17 protein-coding genes and 1 pseudogene are annotated in these 21,480 nt (G+C 72.1%); 4 read left to right on the top strand and 14 right to left on the bottom strand.

From position 1 onward, the window contains the following. Positions 1 to 91: 91 nt before the first annotated feature. From E0500_RS22175 to E0500_RS22150, 6 genes are all read right to left on the bottom strand, one after another. Complete coding sequence (locus E0500_RS22175; protein WP_131564087.1) at positions 92 to 958, bottom strand: inositol monophosphatase family protein; 867 nt, start codon at positions 956 to 958, stop codon at positions 92 to 94. 138 nt (positions 959 to 1,096) lie between these two features. Further along, positions 1,097 to 2,890 carry a gamma-glutamyltransferase family protein gene (locus E0500_RS22170; RefSeq protein ID WP_131564086.1) on the bottom strand — a complete coding sequence of 598 codons (1,794 nt, stop codon included), beginning with the start codon at positions 2,888 to 2,890 and terminating at the stop codon, positions 1,097 to 1,099. 142 nt (positions 2,891 to 3,032) lie between these two features. Next, a complete protein-coding gene (locus E0500_RS22165; protein ID WP_131564085.1) occupies positions 3,033 to 3,866 on the bottom strand; it encodes a bifunctional 2-polyprenyl-6-hydroxyphenol methylase/3-demethylubiquinol 3-O-methyltransferase UbiG in 834 nt (277 codons plus the stop codon). Between the two features lie 158 nt (positions 3,867 to 4,024). Next, complete coding sequence (locus tag E0500_RS22160; protein WP_165935023.1) at positions 4,025 to 4,648, bottom strand: DUF4232 domain-containing protein; 624 nt, start codon at positions 4,646 to 4,648, stop codon at positions 4,025 to 4,027. Positions 4,649 to 4,683: 35 nt separating this feature from the next. Then, positions 4,684 to 5,316, bottom strand: a complete 633-nt coding sequence (locus E0500_RS22155) for a response regulator transcription factor (protein WP_131564108.1) — start codon at positions 5,314 to 5,316, stop codon at positions 4,684 to 4,686. Positions 5,317 to 5,381: 65 nt separating this feature from the next. Further along, positions 5,382 to 6,494 (bottom strand): sensor histidine kinase, encoded by a 1,113-nt coding sequence (locus E0500_RS22150; RefSeq protein WP_131564083.1) that lies wholly within the window; start codon positions 6,492 to 6,494, stop codon positions 5,382 to 5,384. A 202-nt stretch (positions 6,495 to 6,696) separates the two neighbouring features. Here E0500_RS22150 and E0500_RS22145 point away from each other — a divergent pair. After that, positions 6,697 to 7,730, top strand: a pseudogene (locus E0500_RS22145) (carboxymuconolactone decarboxylase family protein). 109 nt (positions 7,731 to 7,839) lie between these two features. Then, positions 7,840 to 8,517 (top strand): hypothetical protein, encoded by a 678-nt coding sequence (locus tag E0500_RS22140; protein ID WP_131572234.1) that lies wholly within the window; start codon positions 7,840 to 7,842, stop codon positions 8,515 to 8,517. Between the two features lie 64 nt (positions 8,518 to 8,581). On the opposite strand, the gene E0500_RS22135 is transcribed toward E0500_RS22140, so the two are convergent. The 8 genes from E0500_RS22135 to E0500_RS22105 all read right to left on the bottom strand — a co-directional run bounded on the left by E0500_RS22135 (position 8,582) and on the right by E0500_RS22105 (position 17,501). Beyond that, complete coding sequence (locus E0500_RS22135; protein WP_131572235.1) at positions 8,582 to 10,132, bottom strand: NCS1 family nucleobase:cation symporter-1; 1,551 nt, start codon at positions 10,130 to 10,132, stop codon at positions 8,582 to 8,584. A gap of 168 nt (positions 10,133 to 10,300) precedes the next feature. After that, positions 10,301 to 11,323: a TIGR03842 family LLM class F420-dependent oxidoreductase gene (locus E0500_RS22130; RefSeq protein ID WP_131572013.1), complete on the bottom strand. Its 1,023-nt coding sequence runs from the start codon at positions 11,321 to 11,323 to the stop codon at positions 10,301 to 10,303. 11 nt (positions 11,324 to 11,334) lie between these two features. Next, entirely contained in the window at positions 11,335 to 12,738 is a 1,404-nt protein-coding gene (gene hydA / locus E0500_RS22125) for a dihydropyrimidinase (protein ID WP_131572012.1), read from the bottom strand. Positions 12,739 to 12,879: 141 nt separating this feature from the next. Continuing rightward, the gene (locus tag E0500_RS44010; protein ID WP_258572889.1) at positions 12,880 to 13,008 is read right to left on the bottom strand and encodes a hypothetical protein; all 129 of its coding nucleotides are present in this window, start codon (positions 13,006 to 13,008) and stop codon (positions 12,880 to 12,882) included. 53 nt (positions 13,009 to 13,061) lie between these two features. After that, on the bottom strand, positions 13,062 to 14,351 hold the full coding sequence (locus tag E0500_RS22120; RefSeq protein WP_131572011.1) for an aspartate aminotransferase family protein: 1,290 nt from the start codon (positions 14,349 to 14,351) through the stop codon (positions 13,062 to 13,064). Beyond that, entirely contained in the window at positions 14,348 to 15,190 is an 843-nt protein-coding gene (locus tag E0500_RS22115; RefSeq protein ID WP_131572010.1) for a nitrilase-related carbon-nitrogen hydrolase, read from the bottom strand. Before E0500_RS22115 ends, E0500_RS22120 begins: the two co-directional genes overlap by 4 nt. A 162-nt stretch (positions 15,191 to 15,352) precedes the next feature. Next, positions 15,353 to 15,940 carry a hypothetical protein gene (locus E0500_RS45010; protein ID WP_309505115.1) on the bottom strand — a complete coding sequence of 196 codons (588 nt, stop codon included), beginning with the start codon at positions 15,938 to 15,940 and terminating at the stop codon, positions 15,353 to 15,355. A 1,309-nt stretch (positions 15,941 to 17,249) separates the two neighbouring features. After that, positions 17,250 to 17,501, bottom strand: a complete 252-nt coding sequence (locus E0500_RS22105) for a helix-turn-helix domain-containing protein (RefSeq protein ID WP_131571228.1) — start codon at positions 17,499 to 17,501, stop codon at positions 17,250 to 17,252. Positions 17,502 to 17,597: 96 nt separating this feature from the next. Here E0500_RS22105 and map point away from each other — a divergent pair, with 96 nt between their 5' ends. Both map and E0500_RS22095 read left to right on the top strand, forming a co-directional pair. Continuing rightward, entirely contained in the window at positions 17,598 to 18,365 is a 768-nt protein-coding gene (gene map / locus E0500_RS22100) for a type I methionyl aminopeptidase (protein ID WP_131571230.1), read from the top strand. A gap of 484 nt (positions 18,366 to 18,849) precedes the next feature. Then, positions 18,850 to 21,426, top strand: a complete 2,577-nt coding sequence (locus E0500_RS22095; protein WP_131571233.1) for an ATP-dependent Clp protease ATP-binding subunit — start codon at positions 18,850 to 18,852, stop codon at positions 21,424 to 21,426. Positions 21,427 to 21,480 lie beyond the last annotated feature (54 nt).

Genomic DNA, 21,480 nt, shown 5'->3' with positions numbered 1-21,480 from the left:
GACAGGGCCGGGGCGCGGGTGGCACACCAGGACGAGCCGCCCACCCGGCGGCGTCCCGGATCACCCAGGACGCCCAGGAGACCCCAGCCGATCAGAGACCCGAGCCGATCAGGGGTGCTCCGTCCGACAGCAGGCCCACCACCCGGCGCGCCGCGGCCTCGTCACGGGCCGTGGTGAACGGCAGGGCGTTGCCGCCCGTTATCCGGAAGGGCTCGCCCGTGCGGGTCAGATGCGTGCCGCCTGCCTCCTCGACCAGGAGAATGCCGGCGGCGTGGTCCCAGGCGGCCTCCCAGGAGAAGGCCGTGGCGTCCAACTCGCCGCGCGCGATGGCGAGATACTCCAGACCGGCCGAGCCGCAGGCACGCGCGGCGACCCCGTCGGTGTAGATGCCGAGGAGGGCCTGCTTCTGTTCGTCGGTCGTGTAGTCCGGGTGGGACGTGGCCACCCGGAGGTCCTCCCCCGGCACGGGTGAGCCGGCCCGCAGAGGCGCGCCGTCGAGGGTGGCGCCCCGGCCCCGCACCGCGACGGCGATGAGGTCGAGGGCCGGAGCGAACGTCCACGAGGCACGCAGGACGCCGCCCTGGGCGAGCGCGACCAGGGTGCAGAAACCGGGATCGCCGTGCACGAACTGGCGGGTGCCGTCGACCGGGTCGACGATCCACACCGGCGCCTCGCCCTGAATCGCCTCGTACGACGCCGGGTTGGCGTGCACCGCCTCCTCGCCGACCACGACGGAACCGGGCAGCAGCGCGGTGAGCGCCTCCGTCAGATACAGCTCGGCCTTGCGGTCGGCGTCCGTCACCAGGTCGTGCGGGCCGCTCTTCTGGTCGACCTCGTGCGCCGCGAGCCGGCGGAAGCGCGGCATGATCTCGGCGGTGGCCGCCTCACGGATCGCCTCCTCGACGTCGGTGACGTGCCGGGCGAGAAACTCGTCGATGGTTTCGTTGTCTTCGATCATGCCTCCATGAGAGCACGCGTCACTGACAATCCCTGCCCGGCCGGTGCACTCCGGGTGGAATCGCCGTGAATACCCGTGTGCGTGTGCGGGGCACCCGGCGCCTGCACCCACCCGGGGCCGATCGTCGGCGACCGCCCGTCAGCGGCCGACCGCGTACCCCTGCATCCCCCGTGGGTTCGCCGCCGCGGACAGCAGCCCGGTCTCCGGATCGCGGGCGACCGCGCACAGCCGGCCCTCGGACCAGGCGTCGCCGACCGTCACGTCGTGCCCGCGCCGCCGCAGTTCCGCCATCAGCTCGGGCGGCATGCGGGACTCGACCGTGACGCTGCCGGGGCGCATACCGCGGGGGTAGAAGGAGCCGGGGAAGCCGTCGTTGTGCCAGTTCGGAGCGTCGATCGCGCCCTGGAGGTCGAGACCGCCACGAATGTGGGGGCGCAGGGCGACCGCGAGGAAGAAGTGCAGCTGCCACTGGTCCTGCTGGTCGCCGCCGGGCGTGCCGAACGCCATGACGGGCACGCCGTCGCGCAGCGCGAGCGACGGCGTGAGCGTGGTGCGGGGGCGGCGGCCGGGAGTGAGGGAGTTCGGCAGGCCCTCGTCCAGCCACGTCATCTGGAGCCGGGTGCCGAGCGGAAAGCCGAGCTCGGGCACGACCGGGTTGGACTGGAGCCAGCCGCCGCTGGGTGTGGCCGCGACCATGTTGCCCCAGCGGTCGACGACGTCCAGGTGGCAGGTGTCGCCGCGGGTGCCCCCGTGGGCCGCGACGGTCGGCTCGCCGACTCCCAGTACGTCGAACCCGGGCTCGTCGGTGGCCACCACGCGCGCGTGGGCACTCAGCCGCGGAACGCGCCCTCCGGGGCTGCCGGGTCGCAGCTCGTACGACGCCGTGTCGCCGACGAGCGCACGCCGTCCGGCGTTGTACTCCTCCGACAGAAGATCGCCGAGCGGCACGTCGGCCTGGCCCCCGGCATCCCCGTACCAGGCCTCCCGGTCCGCCATGGCGAGCTTGCAGCCCTCGACGAGCAGGTGCACGTACTCGGCGGACCCGTACCGGGGCAGCTCCGGCGGCAGGAGCGCGAGTTGCTGCAACAGCACCGGGCCCTGGCTCCAGGGGCCCGCCTTGCACAGGGTCCAGCCGTTCCAGTCGTACGTCACCGGCGGCTCGTAGGACGCGGACCAGGACGCCAGGTCGGCTGCCGTGAGCGTGCCGGTGTGGCGCTCGCCGCTGGTGTCCATGGTGGGCCGCGCGTCCTGCCGCAGAAGCGCCTCGGCGATGAAGCCGGACCGCCACACCTGACGTGCCGCCTCGATCTCGGCCACGCGGTCCCCCGCACCGGACACCTCGGCGAGCACCCGCTTCCAGGTGGCGGCCAGCGCCGGGTTGCGGAACAGCTGACCCGCGCGCGGGGCCTTCCCACCGGGCAGATACACCTCCGCCGAAGAGACCCACTCCTCCTCGAAGAGGGCACGCACCGTCTCGACGGTCTCACCGAGGCGCTCCACGGGCGGGTGACCGTCCTCCGCGTACCCGATGGCGTACTTCAGGACGTCGGCGAGAGGCTTCGTCCCGTGGTCGCGCAGGAGCAGCATCCAGGCGTCGAACGCACCGGGGACGGCCGCCGCGAGCGGGCCCGTGCCGGGTACGAGATCCAGACCGAGTCCCCTGTAGTGCTCGATCGTGGCCCCGGCGGGCGCGACGCCCTGACCGCACAGCACCCTGACCTCGCCGCCCGCCGGAGCGAGGATGATCGGGACCTCGCCGGCCGGGCCGTTGAGGTGGGGTTCGACGACGTGCAGTACGAAACCCGCGGCCACGGCCGCGTCGTACGCGTTGCCGCCGTCCTCCAGGACGGCCATCGCCGACTGTGAGGCGAGCCAGTGAGTGGAGGACACCATGCCGAAGGTGCCCGAGAGGGTGGGCCGGGTGGTGAACATGCAGCTCTCACCTCGTTGTTCACGCGCGTCGGTCGGTCCGGTCAATGATCAGGACCTGCCCATCTGAGCAGCCGGCATGCGTCCCCGGCTGCCCCGCCTCGTCACACGGTCACCCGGCCGGCCTCCCGCACTGCCGCCCCGGCTACAGTCGGCGCCTGCCCGCCGTCAGCAGATGCCCGCTCACGCCCAGCAGCGACGGTTCGGACTCGATGCGCCGGCTCGCCGCGAGGACGGCCTCCCGTCGCTCCGGGTCGTCCAGCCACTCCTCGACACGGCCCATCAGCCAGGCAACGCCCTCGACGCCGTACTGGCCCTCGTGAGCCAGCCCCGCCTCGGTGAACTCGCCGGGTACGTCGGTGGGGTCGGCGAAGTACGCGGTGGTGAAGAGCGGGTCGTCGGGTGCGTGCATGTGGTGGCCGTCGCCCAGGTAGGCATCGGTCCGCGCACGGTGCGACGGCACGAAGTAGTGCCCCAACTGAAGGCCGTCGTGGAGCCCCGCGAAACGGTTGATGGTGGCCGCGACGACCAGCCCACCCGGCCGGACGGCGCGATGTGCCTCGGCGAGCGCGCGCACCCGGTCGGCGCGCTCCGGCAGGTGGTAGAGGGGCCCGAGCAGGAGCACGACGTCGTACGCCGCGTCATCGGCGGGCAGAGCGCGGGCGTCTCCGGGGCGGACACTGACGCCCGGCAGTCGCGCGGCCTGTTCCAGGTGCAGGGGCACGGGGTCCACGAGCTCCACCTCGTACCCGTCGCCCGCCAGCCACTCCGCGTGCACGCCGCTGCCCCCGCCCACGTCGAGCACGCGCGCGGGCGCGTCCGGCAGGAGTCGGCGCAGCACCTCCTGGGTACGCCAGAACTCCAGCCGTCCGGCGCCCCGTCTGAGGCGGGCGTCCTCCTCCCCTCGCTCGTAGTAGGCGAGGATCTCGTCGCGCAGGGAGGGCGGTGAGGGCTCAGTGGCGGGCTGTGGCTGAGTCATGCGTCAAGGCTCCTGATCCCGGACGGCGCCCCGCAACCGGTTAACACCGAACGCGCACCGCAACCCGTCAATCCCGGACGGCGCCCCGCAACCCGTCAACCCCGGACGGCGCGCCGCAACCCGTTGGTCCCGGCCGCACAGGTCCATGCCACCCGCGGTCAGGGGGTCCTCGTCCATGCCGTCGTCCCCAGGACGTTCTCCGGGCCGATGTCCAGGTAGTCCTCGGCGCGTACGGTCGTGACGTCGTCTCCCTCCCCGGGCGCGACACGCAGGAACACGCCCTTCTCCACGGCCATCCGCCAGTACAGTCCCGCGCCGGCGGTCTCGCCCGGAGCCAGGGTCAGCGGCTCGGGGCCGGGGTCCTCCGGGGCCATGGACACCTCGTCCGTGCCCTCGGCGGTGCGTACCGCCTCCAGGGGCGCGCCTGCCTCGTCGAGCACCGTGACGGATGGGTAGCCGTTCAACTCGTACGGCTCGGCAGAGCAGTTGGTCACCGTGAGGGTCATGGCGCGCAGTCCCATGGCGGCGCTGACGGGACCGGTACCGAAGCGCACGCCGGAGGGCGGACAGCCCCGCTGCGGCTGGAGCGGCACCGACGGCGAGGCATCGGGAGTCACGGACGCGGGTGGCGGGGCGGGCGGCCGTGTCGTGGCCGGCGGCCGTTCGGGATCGGGGTCGAACTCACGCTCCAGTTCGGTGGAGAGCCCGCATCCGCTCGCGCACAGCGCCAGCACGCCGACGAGGAGGGCGTACCGGGACGGGGTGCGGCGTATCGCGATCACGCGCCGATCCTCGCACGCGCGCTCCACGGAAGGGTTCACTCCGCCTGTCCGCGTGCCGTGACCAGCCCCGACTCGTAGGCGAAGACGACGAGTTGGGCCCGGTCACGGGCGCCGAGCTTCGTCATCGCACGGCTCACATGGGTCTTGGCGGTGAAGGGGCTGATGACCATGTGCGCGGCGATCTCCTCGTTGGTCAGCCCGCGCGCGGCGAGCGCGGTGACCTCGCGTTCGCGTCGGGTGAGGCAGTCCAGACCGGGTGCGGTGGCCCGGTCCGGTGGCCGGGACACGAACTCGCCGATCAGCGTCCGCGTCACCGACGGCGACAGCAGCGCGTCGCCGCCCGCCACGACCTCGATGGCCTGGAGCAGGTCGGCGGGCTCGGTGTCCTTGAGCAGGAAGCCGCTGGCGCCGGCGCGCAGGGCCTCGAAGACGTACTCGTCGAGGCCGTAGTTGGTGAGGATCACGACACGTACACCGGACAGGTCCGGGTCGGCGGCGATGCGGCGGGTGGCCTCGATGCCCGTCATCACCGGCATCTGGACGTCGATGAGCGCGATGTCCGGGACCTCGGCGCGCACGAGGGTCAGCGCCTGCGCGCCGTCGGCGGCCTCGCCCACCACCTCGATGCCGTCCTCGGCGTCGAGCAGGGCGCGGAAGCCGGCGCGCATGAGGGCCTGGTCGTCGACGAGCGCGACCCGGATCGGACACCGGCTCGCTTCCCCCGGGACACCGCTCACGCCGCCTCCCTCGCGCCGGCCAGTGGCAGGCGCACCCGCACCGAGAAGCCGCCCTCAGGGCGCGGCCCCGCGTCCAGCGTGCCGGCGACGGCGGTGACGCGTTCGCGCATGCCGGTGAGTCCGATGCCCGGCGTGTGCGGTCGGGACGGGTCCGCGCAGCCGTCGTCGTCCACGCGTATCTCCAACTCCTGCCCGCCATAGGCGAGCCGGACGGTGACCTTGGCCGGCCCGGCATGGCGTGCGGCGTTCGTCAGGGCCTCCTGGACGATGCGGTAGGCGGCCCGGTCCAGGGCCGCCGTCAGCGGACGCTCCTCGCCGGTCACCGTCAGCTCGACGGTGAGGCCCGCGGCGCGCGCCCGCTCGACGAGGAGCGCGGGCGTGCCGGTCGGCTCGTCCGTGCGCAGCACCTCCAGCGTGGCCCGCAGTTCGCGCATGGCCTCGCCGCCGGCCTCCTGGATGGCGAGGAGCGCGGGCGGCACCTCCTCGCCGCGCTTGCGGGCGAGATGGACGGCGACACCGGCCTGGAGCTTGACGATCGAGATGCTGTGCGTGAGCGAGTCGTGCAACTCCCGGGCTATACGCAGGCGTTCCTCACCCGCGCGACGCAGGGCGGCCTCCTCCCGGGTGCGTTCCGCCTCCAGCGCGCGCTGTTCCGTCTGGCGCAGGTACGCCTGCCAGTTACGGTCCGCGAGCCCTGTCGCGACGGCGCACAGGAACCAGCCGACGAGCAGCAGCACGCGCTCGACGATCTCCTCGGTCGTGGGTCCCGTGGCGAGGTATCCGGCCAGGAACACGCCGCTCGCGGCCGCCGCCATCGCGCGGTGCCCCACGCGCGCGGCGGTGTGCACGGCGGCGAGCACGGGGAGGGCGGACAGGGCGCCGGGGTGGGCGTGCAGGACGTACGCCGTCATGGCCCCCGTGGTCACGGCGAGGACCGTGCGGGGCGCTCGCCGGTATCCGGCAAGGGCCAGCGAGCCGACGGCGATCAGCAGATGGTCGAGCACCGTCGTGCCGGTGTCGAACACGGCCGAGGTCATGACGAGGGCGCCGACGACGACGGCGAGCGTCACGTCGGCCAGGCGCCTGCGCATGCCCTGGTCCGGTTGCATGCAGGGCACGTTAGCCCCCGCCACCGACACTCGCGTCAGCCCTGTGGACGGCTCCGCGGCTACTCCCCGCGGAGTAGTTCCCGACAGGCGCCACCCCGTGGCCTCAGCCGTGAGTGACTCCGGACGTACGACGCGCCGGCCCACCGATCGGAGCGAGGGTTTCGAGCAGGCCAGGAACCCGTCGAGCTCCGAGGAGCCCCGCATGCCCACCCCCTTCCGCCACACCACCCTCCCCCGCCCGAGTCCGCCACCGGCGTCACCGCCGACGTGTACGCCCAACTCGCCGAGGACTTCGGCATCGAGCGGGCCACCACCTTCGTGGTTCTCTCCTCGGCGCCCGAGATCCTCGCTCCGACGTGGGCGCTGGTGCGGGAGTCGCTGATCGCGGGCGAGGGAAGCCGAACCAGCAGGCAGCTGACCGCTCTTGGGGTCTCGATCGCCAATCGTTGCCCCTTCTGCACGGACGCTCACACGATGTTTCTGCACGCCACCGGGGACCATGCCCTCGCCCAACGCGTGGCCCGCGGCGGGACACCCGACGACGAGGCACACGCGCGCGTGCTGGCCTGGGGCAAGGCGACCCGCGTCCCCGGCGGTCCGGGCCTCACCCCGCTGCCCTTCCCCGGCAAGCACGCCCCCGCCCACATCGGCACCGCCCTCGCGTTCCACTTCGTCAACCGGATCGTGTCGGCCCTGCTGACCGAGAAGATCCTCCCCGGCAACGCCCAGCGGCTCCGCCCGGTCCGCAGCCTCATGGGCCGCTCGCTCGCGAAGACGGTCCGCCGTCGCCCCGCACCCGGTGCGAGCCTTGCCCTCCTGGACGACCCCGGGCCCGGACCGGAGTGGGCCGCCGGCACCACGGTCGGCCCGGCCTACGCCGCCCTCCGCACCGCGGCCTCGGCGGGCGCGGGTCTCCTCGACGAGGCCGATCGGGCCCTCGTACAGCAGGTGGTCCGGGCGTGGCGCGGCACGCACCCGCCGCTCGCGTGGGGCGTCCTGCCGAGCCGCCACGACCGCCCGGGAGCGCGCCTGGCGCTGCTGGCCGCACTCGCTCCGTACCGCATCACCGACGAGGACGTGGCGGCCTGGCGCACACCGGTCCACACCGACCACTGTCTCGTGCACCTCGTCGCTTATGGCGCGTTCACCGCCGTCGACCGGATCGAGAGGGCGTTCCCGGACTTCGGCCTGGCCGGTGACGGCGTGGTGCCGCGCGTCAGCAGTGAGCCTCAGTAATCGAACGGCCACGGAGCGAGTTGGCACTTCCGCCCCCACAGCTACGCATGTGACACTGGCGTCCCCCACCCCGTGCGGAACGCCGCACCGACTCCCCCGAGACCACACCGTGCGTGAACTTCCACTGCCGCTCGCTCTCACCGCTCGTCTGCTGCCGGTCGCCGTACTCGCCTCGGCCGGCTGGGCGTTGTCGTCCGGTCCGTTCGCCGCGACTCCGGCCGGCGAGCAGGACCCGGCCCGGAAGAACGCTGCCGCGTCCGGGTCCGGGTCCGACGAGTCCGCTCCTTCGGCGTCCGCGGCCGCCAAGGCCTACTCGCAGGCGCCCGCGCCCTGCTCCGGCATCTCGGAGAAGACCGTCAAGTCCCTTGTCCCGGACGCCAAGACGGCAGGACAGGAGATTGCGTCCACCGACAAGGCTGTACGCCGCACCTGCTCCTGGAACGCCCTCAAGGGGTTCGACTACCGCTGGCTCGACGTCTCGTACGAGATCAAGAACTCCGACGACAGGGCCCTGAGCGCCTACGAGCAGCGCGTGAAGGAGAAGAGCGGCGGAGGGGCGGTGCCGGGTCTCGGTGACTCGGCGTACTCCGTCGTGAACCTGACCACCGAGGACAAGCAGCAGACGCGCGAGGGCGCCGTGATCGCCCGCGTCTCCAACGCCCTGGTGGTGGTCACGTACAACGGCAGCGACTTCGAGAGCAAGAAGGCGCCGGGCACGGACGAGATCAACAAGGGCGCCATCAAGGCCGCGAAGGAGGCGGTGGCCGCGCTGGACGACGCCCAGTAGGGGAATCGTTCCAGCGCGGCCTCACCATCGCGCGCCCCGTCGGGCCGCCTTCGCCGCAACCGCCTCAGGCTTCGGCGGACCGCCGCTCCCTTCCGCCCATCAGCGCCACGTACAGCACCAGCGAGGCGGCCAGGCCCACGGCCCAGCCGTAGTCGGCGAGCGGCTTCAGGAACGGGATCAGTCCGTCGGCCGGGAACGGGCCGGTCTTCGCGCCCTTGGCGTCCACGCCCGAGTACGAGCCGCCGACGGCGAGCACACCGCCGACCGCGAAGGCCGCCACGGCCTTGAAGTTCCAGCCGGACGAATACCAGTAGCGGCCGCCCGGCCGGTACAGGTCCGCGAGGTGCAGGACCGTGCGGCGGACGATCCAGTAGTCGGCGATCAGGATGCCCGCGACCGTGCCGAGCAGACCGCCGACCACACCGAGCCAGGTGAAGATGTAGAACTCGGGCGTGGAGATCAGCTTCCACGGGAAGATCAGCACACCGATGACACCGGTGATCAGCGCGCCCGTACGGAAGTTGATGAGTTTCGGGGCCAGGTTGGCGAGATCGTACGCGGGGGAGACCACGTTCGCCGCGATGTTCACGGAGATCGTGGCGACCACCACGATGACGAGCGCGAAGAGCAGACCGAAGGCGTTGTCCGTCCTGGCCGCGAGGGCGACCGGGTCCCAGATCGCCTCGCCGTAGACGGCCTCGGAGCCAGAGGTGACCAGCACGGCGAGGACCGCGAAGAGCGTCATCGTCGTGGGCAGGCCCAGCGACTGACCCCACGTCTGGGCCCTCTGGCTGGACCCGAAGCGGGTGAAGTCGGGGATGTTGAGGGACAAGGTGGCCCAGAAGCCGATCATTCCCATGAGGGAGGGGAAGAAGACCGGCCAGAAGTCGGCGCCCCAGCCCAGCTTCGAGGGCTGCGACAGCAGTTGGCCGAAGCCGTCCGCCTTGACCGCGATCCAGATCAGCAGCACGAACGCGCCGACGATCACGAAGGGCGCGGCCCAGTTCTCGAAGTGCCGCAGGAAGTCCATGCCTCGGTAGATGATGGCGATCTGCACGGCCCAGAAGAAGACGAAGCAGAGCCACAGCGGCCATGGATTGCCCGCGACCCTGCCCGCGTTCTCCCAGCCGCCGCCGGTGAGCTTGGAGCCCAGGGCGAAGATGCCGCTGCCGCCGATCCAGGTCTGGATGCCGAACCAGCCGCAGGCCACGGCCGCGCGGATCAGCGCGGGGATGTTGGCGCCGCGCACGCCGAAGGAGGCGCGGGCGAGCACCGGGAACGGGATGCCGTACTTGGGTCCGGCGTGCCCGGTGGCCAGCATCGGCAGCAGCACGATGACGTTGGCCAGGGCGATGGTGAAGACGGCCTGCTTCCAGTCCATGCCGAGGGCGACCAGACCGGAGGCCAGGGTCCAGCTGGGGATGCAGTGGGCCATGGAGATCCACAGGGCCGCGAAGTTGTACGTCGTCCACTTGCGCTCGGCGACCGGGACGGGACGCAGGTCCTCGTTGGCGAAGGGGCTGTCGGCGGGGAAGGCCCCGGGGGCGAGCTCGATGCGGCCGTCACTGTCGGCGGTCTGGGATATCGGCGATCCCGTGGGGACTGTTTCGGTCATGGGCAGGCCAATCGGTGAGGCGGGCGGGAAAGGCCGTGCGGTGGCCCTGGTCCCTCCCCGGGACGGGGAGGGAGGGAGACAAGGAGCCGGGGGGAGGAAGACACGGAGCGGGGGCTGAGCGGTCGTGCGGGTCGGGAGGCGGGGCGCCGACGACGAGCCGGCGGGCGGTCAGGAGTTCACGGCCGGGATGACCTGTGTGCCGTAGGCGTCGATCACGGCTTCCTCGGCGTCGTGCATGTCGTACACGGCGAACTGGTCCACGCCCAGCTCGCGCAGCGCGTTCAGCTTCTCGATGTGCCTCTCCACCGGTCCGATGACGCAGAAGCGGTCGACGATCTCGTCGGACACGAACCCGGTGTCGGGGTTGTCGCTGCGCCCGTGGTGGGTGTAGTCGTACCCCTCACGGGACTTGATGTAGTCGGTGAGCTCCTCGGGTACGGCCGCGGAGTGCTCGCCGTACCTGGCGACGAGGTCGGCGACGTGATTGCCGACCATGCCGCCGAACCAGCGGCACTGCTCGCGCGCGTGGGCGAGCGCCTCGGGCGAGTCGTCCTCGGTGACGTACGCCGGGGCGGCCACGCAGATCGTGACCTCGGACGGGTCCCGGCCAGCGGCGACGGCCGCGTCCTTCACCGCCTTGACCATGTGCTCGGTGAGGTGGAGGTCGGCGAGCTGGAGGATGAAGCCGTCGGCCTCCTCACCGGTCATCTTCAGTGCCTTCGGGCCGTACGCGGCCATCCATACCGGGAGTTCGGCGCCGGGCCTGACCCAGGGGAACCTGATGACGGTGCCGCCGCCGAGGTCGGCCTCTCCCCCGCTGCCCAGCGACCGGATCACCTTCATCGCCTCGCTGATGCGGGCCAGGGTGTTGGGTTTACGGCCCGCGACACGCATCGCGGAGTCGCCGCGGCCGATGCCGCACACGGTCCGGTTGCCGAACATGTCGTTGAGGGTGGCGAACGTGGAGGCGGTGACCTCCCAGGTGCGGGTACCCGGGTTGGTGACCATGGGGCCGACCTTCAGCGTCGACGTGCTCGACAGGATCTGGCTGTAGATCACGAACGGCTCCTGCCACAGCACGGCGGAGTCGAACGTCCAGCCGTATGTGAAGCCGTTCCGCTCGGCCCGCTGCATCAGGCTGATGACCTTCGAGGCCGGCGGGTCGGTCTGCAGGACGAGTCCGAAGTCCATGGGCGCCACTCCTAGCTGAGGTACTGACAGGTGGAGCGGGGGGTGTAGACGCCGTGACCCGCGCGTCCGGTGAACTCCCGCTCGGTGATGACGAGTTCGCCGCGCGAGAGGACCGTCTCTACCCGGCCGGTGGTGCGCTTTCCCTCGTAGGCCGAGTAGTCGACGTTCATGTGGTGGGTCTCGGCGGACATGACCTGCTCGGCGCCCGGGTCGTAGATGACGACGTCGGCGTCGGCGCCCGGGGCGATGGTGCCCTTCTTCGGGTACAGGCCGAACATGCGGGCCGGGGTCGCGCAGGCGATCTCGATCCAGCGGCGGCGGGAGATGTGCCCGTCGACGACGGCCTGGTGGAGCAGGTCCATGCGGTTCTCGACGCCCGGGAGGCCGTTGGGGATCTTGGAGAAGTCGCCGCGGCCGAGTTCCTTCTGGCCGGTGAAGCAGAAGGGGCAGTGGTCGGTGGAGACGACCTGGAGGTCGTTCGTCCTGAGGCCCCTCCACAGCTGGGCCTGGTGCTCCTTCGGGCGCAGAGGCGTGCTGCACACGTACTTCGCGCCCTCGAAGTCCGGCTCCGCCAGGTTGTCCGTGGACAGGAACAGGTACTGCGGGCAGGTCTCGCCGAAGACGTTGAGCCCCTCGTCGCGCGCCCTGGCCAGCTCGGCGACCGCCTCCGTCGCCGAGACGTGCACGACGTACAGGGGCGCGCCGGCCACCTGGGCGAGCCTGATGGCGCGGTGGGTGGCCTCGGCCTCCAGCAGCGCCTTGCGGACCTCCCCGTGGTAGCGCGGATCGGTCTCGCCGCGGGCCAGTGCCTGCTCGACGAGCACGTCGATCGCGATGCCGTTCTCGGCGTGCATCATGATCAGGCCGCCGTTCTCGGCGGAGCGCTGCATGGCGCGCAGGATCTGGCCGTCGTCGCTGTAGAAGACGCCGGGGTACGCCATGAACTGCTTGAAGGAGGTGACGCCCTCCTCCACCAGCAGGTCCATCTCCTTGAGCGTCTCCTGGTTCACATCGGAGACGATCATGTGGAAGCCGTAGTCGATGGCGCACTGGGCGTCGGCCTTCGCCATCCAGGCGTCCAGGCCCTCCCGCAGCGCGTGGCCGACGCTCTGCACGGCGAAGTCGATGATGGTGGTGGTGCCGCCCCAGGCGGCGGCCCGGGTTCCGGTCTCGAAGGTGTCCGAGGCGGAGGTGCCGCCGAACGGCAGCTCCATGTGCGTGTGCGCGTCGACGCCGCCCGGGATGACGTACTTCCCGGTGGCGTCGATGGTGCGCTCGGCCGTCCAGGCCTCGGCGGCCGGGGTGCCGCTCGTGGCGAGGGCGGCGATGCGGCCGTCCTCGATCAGGACGTCGGCGTGGATCTCGTCGGACGCGGTGATGACGAGACCACCGCGGATGACGGTACGGCTGCTCATGCGTTGACGCTCCGCTGGGTTGTGGTCGGACTTGCGGGTCGTGTGTGGCTGGTCGCTCCCCCGAGTTCTCGGCCCCTCCCCCGCTCTCGGCTGCTCCCGCGCGCCCCCGAGGCGCGCGGGTGCCGCCCGGCTGCGGAGCCGTCAGCGGGTCGTACGCCTCGGGGCGGCGGTCCCGGCAGAACCGCTGACGGTCACGCACGCCATCACGCCCGCGGCGGCGGCCTCGGCGGCGTGTACCCGGCACACCGGCCGGTCGGGGTGGCCGGCCATGACCGGGTCTTACCGGAGGCACCACATGGCCGCGGGCCCCTCCGGGAGACCCCTCACGGCTGGACGCTCCTCAGGGCGCTCTGCAGGATCTCGGCGCCCTCCTCCGCCTCGGCGACGGTCAGCGACAGGGGCGGGGCGATGCGCAGGGCGCTGGTGTTGTGGCCGCCGCCCTTACCGAGGAGCAGGCCCTGCTCGCGGGCTGCCTCCAGCACGGCGGACGCCGCGTCCGGGTCGGCCTCGTCCGTGCCGGGCTTCGTCAGCTCGATGCCGATCATGAGCCCCCGGCCGCGTACCTCCCGTACGGCCGGAACCTGCGCGGCGATGGCCCGCAGCCGCTCGATGAGCAGCCCGCCGACGCGCCGGGCGTTGCCCTGGAGGTCGTGCTCCAGCAGGTAGGTGAGGTTCGCCAGGCCTGCGGCCATCGTGATCTGGGTGCCGCCGAACGTCGAGATCGAGTTGCTGTCCAGGCAGTTCATGATCTCGGCGCGGGCGACGACGCCGCCGATGGACATGCCGTTGCCGATGCCCTTGGCGAAGGTGAGGATGTCCGGCGGTCCGCTCCGGCCGTGGGCCTGCCAGCCCCAGAAGTTGTCGCCGGTGCGGCCCCAGCCGGTCTGCACCTCGTCGGAGATCCACAGGATGCCCTGCTCCTGGAGCACCTCGCGGAAGGCCGCGTACAGGCCGTCGGGCGGCGCGGTGAAACCGCCGACGCCCTGGATGGGCTCGGCGATGAGGGCAGCCGGTGGACGGGTGTGACCGAGGAGGTCCTTCAGGTCCTCGACGCAGGCCGCGATGAAGTCGGCGTCGCTCAGGTCGGCGAACGGGCCGCGGGTGCGGACGCCACCGTGGACGTACAGCGTCTGGAGCGGCGACAGCGAGGTCGGGGACCAGCCCCTGTTGCCGGTGATGCCGACCGCGCTGAACGAACGCCCGTGGTAGCTGTTGCGCATCGCCAGGATCTGGTTGCTGCGGCGGTACGCGGTCGCCAGCAGCAGCGCGGTGTCGTTGGCCTCGGTGCCGGACGTGGTGAAGAAGACCCGCGCGTCCGGGATTCCGGACAACTGCGCGATGCGCTCGGCGAGTTCGACCATCGGCCGGTTGAGGTACAGCGTGGACGAATGGATGAGCCTTCCGGCCTGTTCGCTGACCGCCTTCGTGACCTCGGGCAGCGCGTGCGCGGTCATCGTGGTGAGGATGCCGCCGAAGAAGTCGAGGTACCTGTTGCCCGCCGCGTCCCAGACGTGACGGCCCTCGCCGTGGGTGATCTCGATGGGGTCGGCGTAGTAGAGGGCGAGCCAGTCGGGCATGACGGCCCTGTGCCGCCCGAGCAGTTCGTTGGTCACGGCTGCACCAGTCCTTCATAGGCGTCGGGGCGGCGGTCACGGTAGAACGCCCACTGCTGCCGTACGTCCTCGATCAGGTCGAAGTCGAGGTCCCGTACGACGAGTTCCTCGTCCTTGTCGCTCGCGGTCCCGCCCACGAACTGCCCGCGCGGGTCGACGAAGTAGCTCGTCCCGTAGAAGTCGTTGTCCCCGTACTCCTCCTGGCCCACACGGTTGATCGCGGCGACGAAGTACTCGTTGGCGACGGCGGCGGCGGGCTGCTCCAGCTGCCACAGGTGGGAGGACAGGCCGCGGGAGGTGGCGGACGGGTTGTACACGAGCTGGGCGCCGTTCAGGCCGAGTTGCCGCCAGCCCTCCGGGAAGTGGCGGTCGTAGCAGATGTAGACGCCGACCTTGCCGACGGCCGTGTCGAAGACGGGCCAGCCCAGGTTCCCCGGTTTGAAGTAGTACTTCTCCCAGAAGCCCTTGACCTGGGGGATGTGGTGCTTGCGGTACTTGCCGAGGAAGGTGCCGTCGGAGTCGATCACGGCCGCGGTGTTGTAGTAGAAGCCGGACTGCTCGACCTCGAAGACCGGGACGACGATCACCATGCCGGTCTCGCGGGCCAGCTCCCGCATTCGCGTGACGGTCGGTCCGTCGGGCACGGGTTCGGCCCAGGAGTAGTGCTCGGGCTCCTGGACCTGGCAGAAGTAGGGCGCGTTGAAGACTTCCTGGAAGCCGATGACCCTGGCGCCCTGCCGGGCCGCCTCGCGGGCGTGCTCGATGTGCTTGTCGACCATGGACCCGGTGTCGCCGGTCCAGGTCGCCTGGACCAGAGCGGCGCGTACGACGTTGGCCATTTCAGCTGCTCCTTCGACGGGGACGTCAGAGAGCCTCTACGCCCGTAGACACGGGCCGTAGATGGTCGAACGTAAGCCTCCCCGCGCACCTGGGCAAGACCATCGCCGTTAACCGGACGAGTCGATCATGTTTCGCACCCCTCCGGGTGACCGCCCGTGCGGTCAGGCGGTGAAACCCGCGACCCGGAAGGCGTGGACGAGGTCCCAGTGGCGTTCGTCCGACACACGCCGCGCGGCCCGAAGGAGCAGCGGTACGAGGCGCTGCGGGTCGGCCTCCACGCTACGGACGGCCTCTTCGGGCGTACGGATGCGCACGTACGCGTCCAGGAGCGCGCGCACCTCCCGGTCGCGCCCCTCATGGGCGAGAGCGAGGACGGACGCGCCGATCTCGGCGGCCGGGCGGGCCACGCCCTGCCGCAGCAACTGCTCCCCGTCGACCGTGCGCCCCGCCCCGGCCAGCGCGTCCGCGGCGGCCACCAGCTTGTCGGCGGGCAGTGAGGCGGCCTCCCACAGGAGGGTGGCCCAGTCGGCGCCGAGGCCGGCGTGGTGCAGTTCGGCGGCGAGCACCGGGTAGCGGGCGGCGGGCCAGTGGGCGGCCTCGGCGAGCAGGACGTGCGCCTCGCCGCTGCGCTGGTCGCGCCGCAGGGTGAGCAGCGACTGGACGGTTCCGGTGATCTCCCGGCGTGCCTCGTCGTCGAGCGGCTGCGGGCGCGGCGGATGGGGCTCGGCGGCCGGGGCAGTGTCGGCCACGCCCGCGAAACGGGCGCCTCGGGGTGTACGGGTCGTGGGGGCGGCGGCCGGGGCGGGTTCCGTCGTCGTGGGGACGACGGCCGCGGGGGCGTCTCCTCGGTGTCCATCATCCCGGCGAAGCGGGCGCTGCCCCGGGGGCGGCGTTTGGACTTGGACTTGGTGCGCTGCTTGGGAGCCGGGGCGGCGGGGGCTTCGCTCTGCGGCTCGGATGCGGGAGCGGTGCCACCGGGGTCGGCGGGGGCGGCCGGGCCCGGCGCGTCGAAGCGGAAGCGGTCCTCCGAGTCGAGGGCTCCGGGGGCGCGGGGGCCGGCTCCCGCCCGGGAGCGGGTCGCGTCCGTGCGTCCGACACCGGTCGGCGCTCCGGCCGGGTGGTCGCGGTGGTCCGTGGCCTCGCTCGTACGCCCGTGGGGGTTCCGTGGGTCGTGGGTACGGCCCTGGTCCTCCTCCCACCGGTCATGGGTGCGGCCGCGGTCCCGCACCCGGAAGACGGCCCCGGCGTCCGCGTCCTGGAAGTGCTGCGCGCCCTGCGCGGGTGGGTGCGGGGCGCGGTCGGCGAGGTTCGTGAGGCGGGCCCGGATCTCGACGCAGCGGGCCGTGGCGCGTTCGTGGTCGTCCTGGGCCCAGGCCAGGTCGAGCCGGAGTGCCTCGGCTTCTTCGGGGCCGGTGGCCGTCTGGAGCCGCCGGTTCAGTTCGGCGGTGCGCTCGACTGCGTAGCGCTGTTCGCGCATCATGACGCCGAGGCGGTCGCCCAGGGCGTCACGGGCGCCGGGGCGGGCGTCGTGGGCGGCGAGCGAGGCGCTGTGCAGGGCGCGGGCCCGCTCGGCCTCCTGGGCGGCGGCCGCGGGACCGTATGCGGTGGCGAGGTCCTGCAGGAGCGCCTCCACCACGTCCCAGGGCGGGACCTCCCAGCCGTCGAGGCAGGCGCGCATGCCCTCGGGGTCCCGTTGCCAGAACACCGCGCACCAGCCGCCGCCCGGATCGAGCCGGGTCAGCAGCTTGTTCAGGTAGCTCGCGAACTCCCTCACCTGCCCTGGGAGTTGGTCCACAGCCATTGCTCGGCTCCCGCCAGACTGGAGTGCTTCGGTGCCGTAGAAAACACCAGTCGTGTTACGGGGCTGCTACGAAGAGTTTTCAGAACGGGCGCAGTGTGCTCTGCGGGGTCAACTGATACCTGTGCGTGACCTATTCATGCATCGCCCGCTGCGGGGCGGACGCGGGACCCGCACTTGGGGCGGGCGACGGGAAGCCGGGAGTTCGACGACAGGGCCCGGACGGCAGGGCCTGGAGGGCAGGACCTGGACGACAGGACCTAGGCAGCAGCCGGCGCGCAACGGCCGACGAGGGTGTCCATCGAAAGACCGAGCACCTGGGCCAGCGCCGCCACCGTGAAGAAGGCCGGCGTCGGGGCGCGGCCGGTCTCGATCTTGCGGAGGGTCTCGGCGGAGATCCCGGCGGCTGCGGCGATCTCGACCATGCTCCGGTCACCACGGGCCTCACGGAGCAACCTCCCGAGCCGCTCGCCGCGCTCACGCTCTTCGGGGGTCAGGGGGTTGCGAACCATTCCCCCATTCTAATACCGACCCCCGCCCGCCGAGCCCCATCGGTAACGAACCCCCAATCGGTATAGTAATTGGGTTCAGCCGGTACAGTAATTGGCATGGTGGAACTCAAGACGGACGCTTCGATCGACGCGATGCACGAAGCGGGACAGGTCGTCGGACAGGCGCTCACAGCGGTGCGGAAGGCCGCGGAAGTGGGGGTCTCGCTCCTCGAACTGGACGAGGTGGCGCGGGAGGTGCTGCGTCAGGCGGGCGCGGGGTCGCCGTTTCTCGGCTACCGCCCCTCCTTCGCGCTCACGCCCTTCCCGGCGGTGATCTGCGCCTCGGTCAACGACGCGATCGTGCATGGCATCCCGACGGGGTACCGGCTGCGGGACGGCGACCTGGTGTCCATCGACTGCGGTGCCGAGCTCGGTGGCTGGGCCGGCGACTCGGCGATCAGCTTCGTAGTCGGCAGGCCGTGCGTCGCCGACCTGCGGCTGGTCGAGACGGCCGAGCGCGCGCTGGCGGCGGGCATCGGCGCCGCGGTGGTCGGCAACCGCATCGGCGACATCTCGCACGCCATCGGCTCGGTGTGCCGCGCGGCCGGATACGGCATCCCGGACGGCTTCGGCGGCCACGGCATCGGCCGCCGTATGCACGAGGACCCGCCGGTGCCGAACGAGGGCCAGCCCGGCCGTGGGATGCGGCTGCGCCACGGGATGGTGCTGGCCATCGAGCCCATGCTCATCGGTGGGGGCGGCGACGGGTACCACGAGGCGACGGACGGCTGGACTCTGCGTACGAACGACGGCTCGCGGGCGGCCCATGCGGAGCACACGGTGGCGATCACGGACTCGGGGCTGCGGATTCTCACCGAGCGGTGAGCGCCGCCGGGGTGCGGTCGGGGCACCGCCGGGGCGTGGCCAGGGCACCGCCGGGGCGCGGTCGAGTTTCCGGTGCGGGTGTGCGGTGGCCATGTCTCCAAGACCATGCGCGTTCAGGTGTAACCCCGGGGTGATCGGGCACTCGCGAGCCGAACGAACACCTCGATGGCGAGGGTGCCCGGGGCCGGGACGCCAAGCGGGTCCGGGGAAGCGCGGGTGCGTTCCCGCGCCCGCCGCGGCAGCGGCTTGTGTCGCAGCCGGTGCGTGCCCTCGGCGTGCCGGACGAAGGTCCTCGATGGGGGTGCCCCCGGTCGAACGGAGTTGAGACTGGGGGAAGAGCCACTTGGGCCTTTGGCCGGTGCGGCGAGTGGGGGCACCTCCCACGCCCTTAGGGCAGTGGGGGAGCGTGCCGGGCGGCGCGGGGACGTGGCTGCGCTTCCCCGGGGTCGCTCCGGACCGGCAGCGGGCCCCGGAACGGATGGCCATGACCAGCGGCTTCCCCGGTCCGCAGGGCTACGGCCCGGACCCCTTCGGAGAGTTCCTGGCACGCTTCTTCAGCGGGCCGCACCCCCAGCGCGTCGACATCGGACGGCTGATGAGCAGGCAGGCCCGGCAGCTGATCGCCGACGCGGCCACGTACGCGGCCGACCACGGCAGCAGCGACCTCGACACCCAGCACCTGCTGCGCGCCGCGGTCGCCATCGAGCCCACCCGAAGTCTGCTGGCCGGTGCCGGCGCCAATCCCGACTCACTGGCCACCGAGATCGACGAACGCATCGGTCCGGGCGGACAGCAACCGGGCAACGGCCCGTCGCCCGCGTCGCTCTCCCTGACTCCCGCGGTCAAACGGGCCCTCCTGGACGCCCACGAGCTGGCCCGGGTCAGAGGCACCGGCTACATCGGCCCCGAGCACGTCCTCACCGCCCTGGCAGCCAACCCCGACTCGGCGGCCGGGCACATCCTGAACGCCGCCCGCATCACGCCCCCCTCGCTGCCGTCCGAGGCACCGGAGTCGTCGGCGGCGGGCTACCCGCCGGGCGTCCAGACGCGCCCCGACCGCCAGCAGCGCGGCCCCACCCCGACGCTCGACAAGTACGGCCGCGATCTGACCGAGCTCGCCCGGCAGGGCCGTATCGACCCCGTGATCGGCCGGGACGAGGAGATCGAGCAGACCGTGGAGGTGCTGTCCCGGCGCGGCAAGAACAACCCGGTGCTGATCGGTGAGGCGGGCGTCGGCAAGACGGCGATCGTGGAGGGGCTCGCCCAGCGCATCGCCGACGGGGCCGTGCCGGATGTCCTGGCGGGCCGCCGCGTGGTCGCCCTGGACCTGTCGGGCGTGGTCGCCGGGACCCGCTTCCGCGGTGACTTCGAGGAGCGGCTGACGAACATCGTCGACGAGGTCCGGACGCACTCCGACCAGCTGATCGTGTTCATCGACGAGATGCACACCGTGGTCGGCACCGGCGCCGGCGAGAGCAGCGCGATGGACGCGGCCAACATCCTCAAGCCGGCCCTGGCACGCGGCGAGCTGCACATCGTGGGCGCCACGACGCTGGAGGAGTTCCGCCGCATCGAGAAGGACGCGGCCCTCGCCCGCCGCTTCCAGCCGATCCTGGTTCCCGAGCCGACCGTCGCGGACGCCCTGGAGATCCTGCGGGGCCTCAGCGACCGCTACGAGGCCCACCACCAGGTCCGCTACACCGACGAGGCGCTGGTGGCGGCCGTGGAGCTGTCCGACCGCTACCTCGCCGACCGGCAGCTCCCGGACAAGGCCATCGACCTGATGGACCAGGCGGGCGCCCGCGTGCGGCTGCGCGCCGGCACGAAGGGCACCGACGTACGGTCCCTGGAGCGCGAGATCGAGCAGCTGACCCGGGACAAGGACCAGGCGGTCGCGGGCGAGCAGTACGAGCAGGCCACACAGTTGCGCGACCGTATCGGCGAGCTGAAGCAGAAGGTCGGCGACGCCGGGACCGAGGTGCGCTCGACCGACGACGGGCAGCACCTGGAGGTGACCGCCGAGGACGTCGCCGAGGTGGTCTCCCGCCAGACCGGCATTCCCGTCAGCAGCCTCACCCAGGAGGAGAAGGAACGTCTGCTCGGCCTGGAGGAGCATCTGCACCAGCGGGTCATCGGGCAGGACGAGGCGGTGAGCGCGGTGTCCGACGCGATCCTGCGCTCGCGGGCCGGTCTGGCCAGCCCCGACCGGCCGATCGGCAGTTTCCTCTTCCTCGGCCCGACCGGCGTGGGCAAGACGGAGCTGGCCCGCGCGCTCGCGGAGGCGCTGTTCGGCAGCGAGGAGCGGATGGTGCGCCTCGACATGAGCGAGTACCAGGAGCGGCACACCGTGAGCCGCATGGTCGGCGCGCCGCCCGGTTACGTCGGTCACGAGGAGGCGGGTCAGCTCACCGAGACCGTGCGCCGCCACCCGTACTCGCTGCTGTTGCTGGACGAGGTGGAGAAGGCCCACCCGGACGTCTTCAACATCCTGCTGCAGGTCCTCGACGACGGGCGGCTCACCGACGCCCAGGGCCGGACCGTGGACTTCGCCCACACCGTCATCGTGATGACCAGCAACCTGGGCTCCGAGGCGATCGCCCGGCGCGGTTCCGGTCTGGGTTTCGCCGCGGGCGGCGCCGAGGCCGACGAGGAGGCGCGGCGCGAGCGGATCCTGCGTCCGCTGCGCGAGCACTTCCGCCCGGAGTTCCTCAACCGCGTCGACGAGATCGTCGTCTTCCGCCAGCTCACCGACCAGCAGCTGCGGCGCATCACCGACCTGTTGCTGGAGCAGACCCGGCGCCGCCTGCACGCGCAGGGCGTCACGATCGAGTTCACCGAGGGGGCCGTGGACTGGCTGGCGCGCCACGGCCACGAGCCCGAGTACGGGGCCCGCCCGCTGCGCCGCACCATCCAGCGGGAGGTCGACAACCATCTGTCGCGGCTGCTCCTCGACGGGCGCATCTCGGCGGGCGGCCGGGTGCTGGTGGGCGCCGAGGACGGGCGGCTGACGTTCGACACGCCGCCGCCCGCCCCGGTCTCGGGCCCGGACACCGGGAGCTGATCGGGCGAGCCCGGTCACGCCCCGGGCCGAGGAGGGCCGGGTGGTTGGGCCCGG

Source organism: Streptomyces sp. KM273126 (assembly GCF_004337435.2).
GTDB classification, from domain to species: domain Bacteria; phylum Actinomycetota; class Actinomycetes; order Streptomycetales; family Streptomycetaceae; genus Streptomyces; species Streptomyces acidicola.
This window is presented reverse-complemented; position numbering and strand designations above follow the sequence as displayed.